The organism is Geminocystis sp. NIES-3709 (assembly GCF_001548115.1).
Classification (GTDB): domain Bacteria; phylum Cyanobacteriota; class Cyanobacteriia; order Cyanobacteriales; family Cyanobacteriaceae; genus Geminocystis.
On sequence record NZ_AP014821.1, the window covers coordinates 1910032 to 1921838 of the forward strand.

8 protein-coding genes are annotated in these 11807 nt (G+C 32.5%); 4 read left to right on the forward strand and 4 right to left on the reverse strand.

The genetic code is table 11. The annotated features are described in order from the left end of the window. Positions 1-7 precede the first annotated feature (7 nt). Positions 8-1756, reverse strand: coding sequence for an ABC transporter ATP-binding protein (locus tag GM3709_RS08200; protein ID WP_066118197.1), 1749 nt, complete (start codon positions 1754-1756; stop codon positions 8-10). A 165-nt stretch (positions 1757-1921) separates the two neighbouring features. Next, entirely contained in the window at positions 1922-2644 is a 723-nt protein-coding gene (locus GM3709_RS08205; RefSeq protein WP_066118199.1) for a sugar transferase, read from the reverse strand. 671 nt (positions 2645-3315) lie between these two features. On the opposite strand from GM3709_RS08205, the gene pstS reads away from it, so the two are divergent. Further along, positions 3316-4359: a phosphate ABC transporter substrate-binding protein PstS gene (pstS, locus tag GM3709_RS08210; RefSeq protein ID WP_231937642.1), complete on the forward strand. Its 1044-nt coding sequence runs from the start codon at positions 3316-3318 to the stop codon at positions 4357-4359. Between the two features lie 98 nt (positions 4360-4457). On the opposite strand, the gene corA is transcribed toward pstS, so the two are convergent. Further along, positions 4458-5573: a magnesium/cobalt transporter CorA gene (corA, locus tag GM3709_RS08215; RefSeq protein ID WP_066118201.1), complete on the reverse strand. Its 1116-nt coding sequence runs from the start codon at positions 5571-5573 to the stop codon at positions 4458-4460. 186 nt (positions 5574-5759) lie between these two features. Here corA and GM3709_RS08220 point away from each other — a divergent pair, with 186 nt between their 5' ends. Then, entirely contained in the window at positions 5760-6995 is a 1236-nt protein-coding gene (locus tag GM3709_RS08220) for a D-alanyl-D-alanine carboxypeptidase (RefSeq protein ID WP_066118203.1), read from the forward strand. 85 nt (positions 6996-7080) lie between these two features. Here GM3709_RS08220 and GM3709_RS08225 read toward each other — a convergent pair whose 3' ends face one another. Next, positions 7081-8277: a lipid-A-disaccharide synthase-related protein gene (locus tag GM3709_RS08225; protein WP_066118205.1), complete on the reverse strand. Its 1197-nt coding sequence runs from the start codon at positions 8275-8277 to the stop codon at positions 7081-7083. A gap of 191 nt (positions 8278-8468) precedes the next feature. Between GM3709_RS08225 and cax the strand changes: the two genes are divergently transcribed. Both cax and GM3709_RS08235 read left to right on the forward strand, forming a co-directional pair. Beyond that, positions 8469-9563 carry a calcium/proton exchanger gene (cax, locus tag GM3709_RS08230; protein ID WP_066118206.1) on the forward strand — a complete coding sequence of 365 codons (1095 nt, stop codon included), beginning with the start codon at positions 8469-8471 and terminating at the stop codon, positions 9561-9563. Positions 9564-9644: 81 nt separating this feature from the next. Further along, a complete protein-coding gene (locus GM3709_RS08235; RefSeq protein ID WP_066118208.1) occupies positions 9645-11729 on the forward strand; it encodes a hypothetical protein in 2085 nt (694 codons plus the stop codon). The last annotated feature ends 78 nt before the right edge of the window (positions 11730-11807 follow it).

Below are 11807 nucleotides of genomic sequence, written 5' to 3' on the forward strand. Positions count from 1 at the left end.
ATTTCTATCAACTCAAAATTTCTTGTAACTGATGTTGTTGCCAAAGGGATTTATATAAGCCTTCTTGATAGAATAATTCTTCATGTTTGCCTGATTGCACAATTTTGCCCCCTTCCATCACAAAAATTCGATCAGCATTTTGTACAGCAGATAGTTGATGAGTAATAAAAATAATCGTTTTACCCTTTTCTTGTTGTAGATTTTCAAGGATTTGGGTAGCGGTTTTATTATCAACACTGGATAAAGCATCATCTAAAATAAGAATGGGGGCATCGGCAAATAATGCTCTAGCTAATGAACTACGTTGTCTTTGTCCACCTGATAGAGTAATTCCTCGTTCTCCCACTAAAGTATCATATTGTTTCGGAAAAATCATGATTTCTGGATGAATTTGGGCTTGTTTAGCGGCATATTCTATATCTAACATTTCTCCTGGAGGATTACTATAGGCAATATTATTTTTTATCGTGGTGGAGAATAAGAAACTTTCCTGTGGTACATAAGCGATCGATTTTCTCAAATCTGTCAAATTAATGGTGGTAATATCGATACCATCTAAAAATAGTTGTCCTGCATCAATATCTAATAAACGGGGAATAGCATTAGCAAGAGTAGATTTTCCTGAACCAATTAACCCCACAATCGCTACTAATTCCCCAGCTTCGATCGTAAAATTAAGATTATTAAGAGCGAGATAATTACTATGAGGATAAGCATAATTGAGATTAACGGCTCGAATTTCTCCCTTAATGTTTTCTATGGGTAAAGTTACCGCAGAAGCATTATTTTTGATTTTCGGTTCGGCATTGATAATAGCATCAATTCGATCGATACTAACCTCTCCTCTTTGATATGTAGTGATAGTAAAACCAAGTAAAGCAGTGGGAAAAACTAACCTTTCGACATAAATAATTAAAGCAATAAAATCCCCTACAGTAATTAAACTTTTTTCAATATCATTCGTCCCAAACCATAATAAAATTAAAAGACTAATATTAGCGATACCTTGAATAATTGGAAATAATAAATTACGGGTTTGAGCTAACTTTAAATTAGCATTCAATAAACTTTGATTTTTTTCAGTAAAAGCCTTTTTTTCGTTATCTTCCTGAGCGTAAATTTTTATTAAAGAAATACCGCTCATATCCTCTTGAATTAACTCACTAACATCTGATAGTTTTTCCTGTACTTCTAATTGATCCAACCTTAATTTATCGCTAAATAACTGGACAGTAAATAACATTAAAGGATAAATAGCCAATGCCATTAAACTCAATTTAACATTGATCAAAAGCATGGCGGGTAAAGTTAAACCATAAGCAAAAACAGTATTAATTAAACTGAGAATAGCAAACCCTACTAATCGGCGAATATTATCAACATCGCTAGTGGCACGATTGATTAAGTCTCCTGAAGTATTAATACTAAAGTAAGCTGGTTCTAATTTTAATAAATGCTCAAAAATAAGTTGTTTTAAATCAAATTCTACCTGTCTTCCAATCCCAAAAATCAATACCCTAGAAAACATCCGAATAGCCCACATTATACAGGCTAAAATAAATAATAGGAGGACATAACTGATAATCGTATTTAAAGAAAAATTATCTTGTAAATCATCAAAAATATTGCGAATTAACCAAGGAATATAAACTCCGATAACATTAACAACAAATAAAGCCGAAATACCCCAATATAATTTATCGAGATGAGGTTTTAAATAGGATATTAATTTTTTCAGCCGAGAGTTGTTAACCATAAATCTTGATTATAAAAATAATGTCTAAGAAGGAAAATGAAGAGTTAAGAATCGAGAATGTTTACTATGGCTAATCACGAAATAAATTCCATGGAAACCGATAGCACGACTTGACTAAAATTAGTACAAACCTAATTCGTAACTTCTAATTCCTAAATTAATAATTTAGTATGCTCCGCTATTTTGAGGAAAAATAACTACACCAATGGTCTTTAGTATAATCCACAAATCCAAAAACCAGTTATGATGATTAACATAGTAAACATCAATTAAGACTCTTTGAGGATAAGGAATATCATTTCTACCAGAGACTTGCCATAGTCCTGTAAGACCGGGTTTAATAGTTAAAACTTTATCCATTTTACTACCATACTTGTGTAACTCATCAGGAACAAGAGGACGAGGGCCAACTACACTCATATCACCTTTAAGAACATTAAAAAACTGAGGAAATTCATCTAAACTGGTGATGCGTAGAAATTTGCCAATCCATGTAATACGTGGATCATCTTTTAGTTTAAAATTCTCCTCAAATTCTTGACGTTTTTCAGGACATCGGGCTAACATATCCGCTAATACTCGATCGGCATTAACTACCATTGTTCTGAATTTGATACACTTAAAATGTTTAAAATTTTTACCAACCCTTTCTTGAGCGTAAAATATAGGGCCGGGAGAACTAATAGCGATTAAGATTGCTAAAATCAGATATAAAGGTGAAAAAATCACCAATACAGAAGCGGAAAAGATAATATCAAAGGTACGTTTTAAAAATGCTCTGGTAACTCTAATTTGTTCTCTACTTGGCTGACGAGAGATATTAACTAAACCCCGTCTTGCCAAACTCTGAATTACCTTTGCGGAAACAAGTTGGCTATTTGCAGTCATTTTACTCCTTCACTTCACACCATGAATAAATCATAACCTTGATATTGCGATAACAATTCAAGATAAGATCTTTTTTCTTATTGTTTAGTATTTTAAAACCTTTTAGAAAATATTAACCAAGTATATTTGATCAAGAGCGATTAGTGCATTTTATTTCTGTTCAATTAGATATATCGTTGAATTTTTAGTACAAATTTTCTCTGATTAACACCCCTTGTACTTTATCAATTAAAGTTTAAGAGATTGAACTCAGGTTAATATTACTGTCAAAAATACAAAATACTTTAATAATAAATAGTTGGTGTAATATCCAGATTATGTGATGAAAAAGCTCAGATTGGTAATACGTTTATTCTTATTAAGACAATTATTTTGCACAAAATTAAGATGGTAATAATAAAATTTTAACTTACGTTACTAATAAAGCGCCTATTCTGACGACCTTAAAAAGAAACATTTTAATATCCTAAAACTAATCCTTAAATATAAAATATTTACAAAAGATGTTAACCTTTTCTTAATTAAAACTTAACCTTAAAGTATTTTTAAACACATTAAAATGAATGAATCTGTCTAATTGTCATATTAAAAATAAATAAAAAATTTTACACTATTAAATATGTTTAATAAAGGACAAATTGTTCTAAAATTTAAGCTGTAAATAATTGTTTATGGTAATCGATCGAATGACTGATTTTAATATTAGAAGACGAGATTTTTTGTACGGTTTAGCAGGTTTATCTGGTAGTGTTATCGCTAGTCAGTTACCCTTTGAGTCTGCCCAAGCTCAGGCTGTTAGAATTAATGGTGCTGGTGCTAGTTTTCCTGCTCCTTTATTTCAACGTTGGTTTGTCGAGTACAATAAAATAAATAGAAACACTCAAGTTAACTATCAATCTGTTGGTAGTGGTGCTGGTATTAAGCAATTTATGGCAAATACCGTTGATTTTGGTGCTAGTGATGTAGCTATGAAAGATGAAGATATAGCTAAAGTTTCTCGTGGCGTAGTACTTTTACCTGTCACGGCTGGAAGTGTAGTTTTAGCTTTTAACAATAAGGATGTTACGACGGTTAAACTTACTCGTCAGCAATTAGCGGATATTTTCTTAGGTAAAATTAAGAATTGGAATCAAATCGGTTCTCCTAAAAGTAAGCCTATTAAAGTGATTTATCGTTCTGATGGTTCTGGTACAACTGGAGTCTTTACGAAGCATTTAGCCGCTATTAACTCTGAATGGAAAAGTAAAGTAGGAGAAGGTACAACTGTTCAGTGGACTACAGGTATCGGTGCAAAAGGTAATGAAGGTGTTACTGCTACTATTCAACAAACCGATGGTGCGATCGGTTATATAGAATTTGGTTTTGCGAAAAAAAATGGATTAAAAACGGCACAATTGCAGAATAAAGCGGGTAAATTTGTTCCTGCCACTTTGCAAAATGCGGCAGTGTCTTTATCGCAAATTCAGTTACCAGCTAACTTACGAGCTTTTGCTCCCGATCCTAGTGGCGATCGAGCTTATCCTATTGTATCCTTTAGTTGGATTCTGGCTTATAAAAAATATCCTGATGCTAAAAAAGTACCATCCTTAAAACAAGTGCTAAATTGGGCTGTGAGTAAAACTGGAGGACAAAAATTCAGTGCGGATTTAGGTTATATTCCCTTGCCTGATAACGTGATTCAAAAAGTAACCGCCGCTATTAATACCATTAGCTAATAATTAATAATTAATAGTTGATAGTTGATAGTTGATAGTTCGGAAAAATAATATTTTCCGATTTCTTGACTTGTCTAAAAAGTTTATTAAATTTCTTCTCACGGCTTTTTTTTCAAAAATAGTTTAAACCATCCCCGTCGCCAAAAATAGAAAATCATAACGATCCCAATCAAAAACATTAAGGTTAAAACAGCAAAATATCCCCAATGCCATTCTAATTCTGGCATATACTTAAAATTCATCCCGTAAACTCCTGCAATAAAAGTTAGGGGAATAAAAATACTGGAAATGATTGTTAATAAAGTTATGACTTCATTCATTTTGTTACTCATAGATGATATAAGGAATTCCATTGAACTAGAAGCCAATTCTCGATAAGTTTCCAAAATATCTAAAATTTGGATAGTATGAGAATAACAATCTCTCAAATAAACATAAACTTCTTCACTAATTAACTCATTTTCTTCTCTAATTAAGGTATTAAATAGATTACGCAAAGGCCAAATCGATCGTCGTAAAGCTAATAATTCTCTCCGAACACGATAAATTTTTTGCAATGTATCACGACTAGGATTTACAATTATTTGATCTTCCAAATGCTCTATTCTTTCTCCATAATTTTCCAATACAGGAAAATAATTATCGATTAACATATCTAATAATAAATACATTAAATAATCCGTACCTAATTCTCTAACTTTGCCTTGATTTAATCGGATACGTTCTCTAATAGTTACAAAGTCATTTATTTCATCTTCTTGAAAAGTTAATAAATAATTTTTACTTAAAACAAAACTGATTTGTTCCGAGAGAAAACCACTACGATTTTTATTAAGTTTAATGGAGTGAAGAACTACTAACAATTGATTCTTGTAATCTTCCATTTTCGGTCTTTGAGGAACATTAATGACATCTTCTAAAATCAAAGGATGTAGCTGAAAAACTTCACCAATTTCTAACAAAATATTCTCACTTCCTAATCCCTGAATATCAGCCCAAGAAACTAAATCATTATCTATACAAGAAAGGCAATCTTGAGGTTTAACATTCACTTTACTAGAAGCATTAGACTTGTTATATTCTATCAAAGTAATATGAGATGGTAAAGCTGAAGAATTAATATAAAGGCTACCCGGTTCACTTCCAGCTTTATCATAAAAATAATTGAAATAATTTTTTTTTTCTTCTGGAGTTAGATTAGATGATATAGTCATGATTAATAATCTCAAATTTAATTATCTTTATTTAAAATATTAGTTTATCCAACAATCTTATTTTATAAGTAATAATTAGAGTATAAAATTAGAAAATATAAATAATCCAACACTCATTTTCAAATGATATTTTAGAAATTATTTAGTAAAATTAAATTTTATATCTGTTGCTTATTTTTTATCTTTATGTTTTTTTCTCATTTATTGGCTTTTTTGTTTAATTCTTCTTCTCCTCCATCTTTACCTGTAATTCCTTGGCATGAAGCCTCTATTTTTCAAATACCCACCGATCGAGATCCTCAAGTACAGGTTATAGTAGATCAATATTTACAAACTCTTTCCCGTCAAGGTTTAGCTACTAATCGACAAGGCATTTGGATTCAATCAAACTGGGCAATTCTAGCAGATAATCAAGGAAAAATACCAGCCCCTGCCGCATCTTTAACCAAAATAGCTACCACGATCGCATCTTTGAATACATGGGATTTAAACCATCGTTTTCTAACTAAAATTTACACTACAGGAAACATCAATAACGGTATTTTACAAGGAGATTTAATTGTAGAATATGGGGGAGATCCTTTATTTGTATGGGAAGAAGCGATCGTACTTGGTCATAAATTACAACAATTAGGCATTAATCAAGTACAAGGAGACTTAATTATCGTTGGTAATTGGCAGATGAATTATGAAGAAAATCCGATTAAGTCTGGAGAATTATTAAAACAAGGCTTAAATAGTAAAAATTGGTCGCAAATCATCGAAAAACAATACAAAGAGATGAAAAACTCTCCATCACGCCCGAATATATCAATAAAAGGGAGTGTAAAGAAGATGGATATAGTTGCTGATAACAGTCGATTATTATTAACCCATGAATCTTTAACTTTAAGAGAAATATTGCGGTTAATGAACGTTTACAGTAACAATAAAATAGCTGAATCTCTTGCCCAACAAATAGGAGGAGGAGCAAAAGTTGCTGATATTACGGCAAAATTAACGAATATACCTAGAGAAGAAATTTTATTACAAAATGGTTCAGGATTAGGCGTAGATAACCGTATTTCTCCTCGTGCCGCTTGTCGAATGTTGATGATTTTAGAAAGTCAATTAGAAGGTAGTGATATTAATATGGGGGACTTATTTCCCGTAGCTGGAGTAGATAAAAAAGGTACTGTGGAACATCGTAATATACCCTATGGTATTCCCATGAAAACAGGCACTCTATCGGTAGTAAGCGCCCTAGCTGGAGTTATTCCCACGGCGGAGAGAAACCATGTTTATTTTGCTATTATCAACTATGGTAGTGATATAGAAGATTTGAGACACAAACAGGATATTTTACTGCGTAATTTAGAACAACACTGGACTTTTAAACCTCTATTACCTCAAAAATCGATCGATATTTCCTTTGGTGATTAATAGTTTACCCATCGATCGAGTATATTTTTACCAATTGATAATTGATAAAGGCTCAAGCCCTCGTTTTAGCAATTATTAGAGATGTCTAATCGAACAATCCTGTAATTTCTTTCGCTATATTTAATGAACCGCCTATATTACCGACTCTTTCTATTCCATTAGCAATACATTGAGCTAAAAATTCTCGATCTTTTAATACTTTTATAATTTTCTGGGCAGTTTTTTCACAAATTAAAGTTGTATTTTCTGCATCATCGATCGTCATCACACTATTTCCTAATAGTCTCATTTGTGCTTCAGCAAAACGATAGGTAAATTGAGGGCCTTTTCCTGGTATTTGTATTACTGGTTTCCCTAAACCAACCGCTTGTTCTACTGCCGTTCCTGCCATTCCTAATGCGAGATTACAATGTAATAAAATATCTGCGAAAGCATCATTATAAACTTTCACGACAACATTTTTCTCTTCAACTTTTTTTGTTAAAATCCCTAATTCATAGCGCCAACCTTCGATCGATTTTAAATCATCTTCTGTAATACTAGGTACTAATGCACCTCGAAATGCCCAATCTTGTTCAGAGATTTTAACAAGGGTTTCGCACACCTGTAGTTGTAGAGTGAAATTTCTCAAGGCTTCTGGTAATCGACTTCCGGGCAACAAGGCAATCATTGGAGTTTCGGGGGATAATTCCAAATTTTTCCCTTGGGGTTTTAAAGTATCCATGATGGGATAGCCCATAAATTTAGCTTTTTTCAATCCTTGATTTTGCAAGTCATCAGCAGTATATTGATCTCTAGTAAAGACTACTTGACAACGACTCGATCGAAGCAGTAACTTTGTTAAGAAAGGTAACTTTAATTTTCCTTCATAATAACTAGAAGTAGAAACAATAAAACTATAGTAATTTTTTCCTGTTAAATAAGCGAAAAAAAGTGGAACAATATCACCAACTGCTACCACTAAATCATAATTATTTTTTATTTTATTAATAGTAATAATTTGTCTAATAGTTAATCCTATTAGTCCAGACAATAAATCTTTTATTAAGTTAATAATGTTGAGATAAAATATCCCACCGGAAGGCATTGCTTCAATAGGTGCGACTATATTTATTTGCTTATTAATATAAGATTTTCCCTCTCCCACAATAGGAAAACTATCTACCCTTAAATTATGATCGATCGACTTTAAAGCCTCACCAATTAAACTACTATTTAAATCCTCTCCATGACCATTACTAATTAATAAAATTTTAATTATTTTTGCTCGTTTATCATTCATATAGAATTATTTTTGAATATACACTATTATGATATAGCAGTCCTAAATAGATTGTAAGACTAGGGTAAGAATGTAGAATTTAGAATGAAGAACAAAAAAGCAATTTACAGGAATTTTAAACTCTCGTTTCACTTAAGCACTTTACCACTAGACCTATCTTTTCGAGAAGTAATATCTTTAAATGTTTAAAAATGAATAAAAACCTCATCTTTTTTATCTTATTAGTCTTTATCCCTATCTCGATCGTGGGACATTTTCTTCATTGGAGTGAAGCAGTCATCTTTATCACCGCAGGTCTTGCTATTATACCTTTAGCTGGATTTATGGGAACTGCCACAGAAGAAATAGCAGTAGTATTAGGGCCAAACTTAGGAGGATTATTAAATGCAACCTTTGGTAACGCAACAGAATTAATTTTAGCTTTCATCGCTTTAAAAAGTGGTTTGGTGCAAGTTGTTAAAGCTACTTTAACAGGCTCAATCATAGGTAATTTGCTATTAGTAATGGGATTTGCTATGTTTTTAGGGGGATTGCGCTATAAAGAACAAAATTTTCAACCGACAGCCGCTCGTTTAAATGCTTCCACCATGAATTTAGCTGTAATAGCCCTTCTTTTGCCCACCGCAGTAGAATATACCTCCACGGGCTTAACTAATAGTACTATACAAACTCTATCCATTGGAGTTGCGATCGTATTAATTGGTGTTTACCTACTAACTCTTCTTTTTTCGATGAAAACCCATTCCTATTTATACGATGTAGGAGTAGCAGAAAATGAAAATGAAGATAAAGAAAAACCACCCTATAAACCCAATCTTGTGCTATGGGTAGGAGTATTATTAATAGTCACTCTAGGGGTAGCTGTGGAATCGGAATTATTAGTAGAATCCTTAGAAAAAGCCACTGAAGTTTTAGGTTTACCTGCTTTATTTACGGGAGTAATTTTCTTACCTATTATTGGTAATGCGGCAGAACACGCTACGGCTGTAACTGTTGCGATGAAAGATAAAATGGATTTATCCGTATCTGTGGCAGTCGGTTCAAGTCTCCAAATAGCTTTGTTTGTAGCACCAGTGTTAGTTCTCGCTGGTTGGGTAATTGGGCAACCGATGGATTTGAATTTTAACCCTTTTGAATTAGTCGCAGTAGCGGTATCAGTCTTAATTGCTAACTCTATTAGTTCTGATGGTAACTCAAATTGGTTAGAAGGTGTTTTATTATTAGCCACTTATGTGGTAATTGCTTTAGCCTTTTATTTCCATCCTGCGATCGAAGGTTTAGTGTAATTATTTTATTTCATAGTGGGTTAGCTTTTAGCTTTTAGCTGTTAGCTAATTCCTAACCACTAATATCTAATTCTAAGTCCTATGTCTAATTTTCAATCCTTGTGGATAGAAGGTAATAGTTCTTGTGGTAAAACTACCCGTTTGGCTTCTCTTGTTATTGAATGGGTACAAAAAAAAGCGTCTTTTCTCCAAAAACCTTTGATTTTATGTGCCAATAGTCAAGGTAAGAAAAATTTGGGAGACACTCTTTTAAGATTAAACCCTCATTGTTATCCCGGAAAAATTAGAACAGTTTTTGGATTGATGAGAGAAGATGTTATTCTTTTTTATCCTTTAATTTGTCAAGAATTAGATTTACCCTCTATTTTACCCCTTCGTTTACGTCCAGAAACCGAACAAGATTTGGCGACTCAATTATGGCGTGAATCTTTGACACCGGAATTATTAGGGATTTTTGGAGGAGAATATGATTGTGTCAGACGAATTCTTGACTTAATGCCTTTGGCGGCAACAGGAGGAGTTGTATCAGAAAATATTGCCGATCGACTCTTAGAATCGAATATTATTAGTACCAACAATGAAAAAACTGTTATTGAATTAATCGGAAATTTAATTTTACAATGGCGAAAATGGTGCTTAGAAAGAGGATTATTGAGCTATGGGTTAATATATGAACTTTATGGGCGTTATCTGCTTCCTAGTAACCATTATCAAGATTATTTGAAGAATAATTACGGGGCAATTTTTTGTGATGATGTCGATGATTACCCTGCCATTATTAAAAATTTAGCCGAATTTTTTTTGAACAATGCCATGATAGGTGCTTTTACTTATAATCAAACGGGAAAAGTTCGATTAGGTTACAATGCAGATCCAGAATACTTACAAGAGTTAGCTAGTCATTGTCAACAAGAATTTTTATCAGAAAGTCGTATTAATAGTTTAGGTGCAAAAATAGAAACATCAGTACTTAATTTTCTTCGTGGGGAATTTTTACAGGAGAAGATTCCTGAAGGAATAAAAACTATTAAAACAGATTTGCGAGGAGACTTATTACAAGAAACAGCAGATTATATTATTAAATCTATTCATTCAGGAGAAATACAACCCAGAGAAATAGCTGTTATTGCGGCCGGATTAGATGAAATTGCTCGTTATACATTAGTCACCATGATCGAAAATGCGGGTATAAAGGTTAAAGTATTAAATGAACAAAGACCATTAATTGCTTCAGCACAGATTCGCAGTATTTTAACTTTGTTGCCTTTATTATATCAAGGGTTAGGGCGATTATCTTCTCCTGATATGATAGCAGAAATGTTGGTGATTCTTTCTCTTGAAGACATTGATTTAGTGAGAGGAGGATTATTAGCAGATTACTGTTATCTTCCCGATTTACGATCGCCTTCTTTGTTAAAAGTAGAGACTTTTCGCCGTTGGGATCGTCTTAGTCATAAAAGTTTACAATCCTATAATCAGATTCGAGATTGGGTTAACGACACAAAAATTCAAATAGAGAAAGGAGACGATAATCTTCTAGTGGTAATCGATCGAATTATCAAGTATTTTTTCACTGATAAAACTCAATTAAACTTCAGTCAAATAACTGTTATAAGAGAATTTAGGGAAACAGCACAACATTTTTGGCAAGTACAACAAAGATTGAATAACACTAATACCAACCATCTAGTTGCTCAGTTTATCTCTTTATTGCGTAAAGGTACAATCACCGCCAATCCATTTCCATTAACAACGATTCCTCCCTTACAAGAAATACAAAATAATGCAGTTACGATCGCACCTATTTATCAATATCGAGTATCCCGTCAACATCACCGTTGGCAATTTTGGCTAGATGTGGGATCTTGTTATTGGAGTCAGAGTCGAGAATTATTTGCTTCATCCATCTTTTTAAAATCATGGCGATCGGACTTTACCATATTCGACAATCCATTATCACCTTTAGATTACGAAATTGAACCAGAAGAAAAAAGACTGACAAGAATTATAAAAGACTTACTTGGCAGAGTAACAGAGAAAATCTTTTTATGTCATAGTACCTTAGATGTTAATGGTCTTGAACAAATGGGAAAATTATCTCCTTTCTTTTTATTAAATGATCTTAATCATAATCAAAATGAAACACTAAAAATAATCGAAACATAATCATTTAAGTAAATTTCTCAAAACTAATTCCTAAAATCTAAGACATTTGAATAGCGGGAATTATTAAATCAAGTCTAA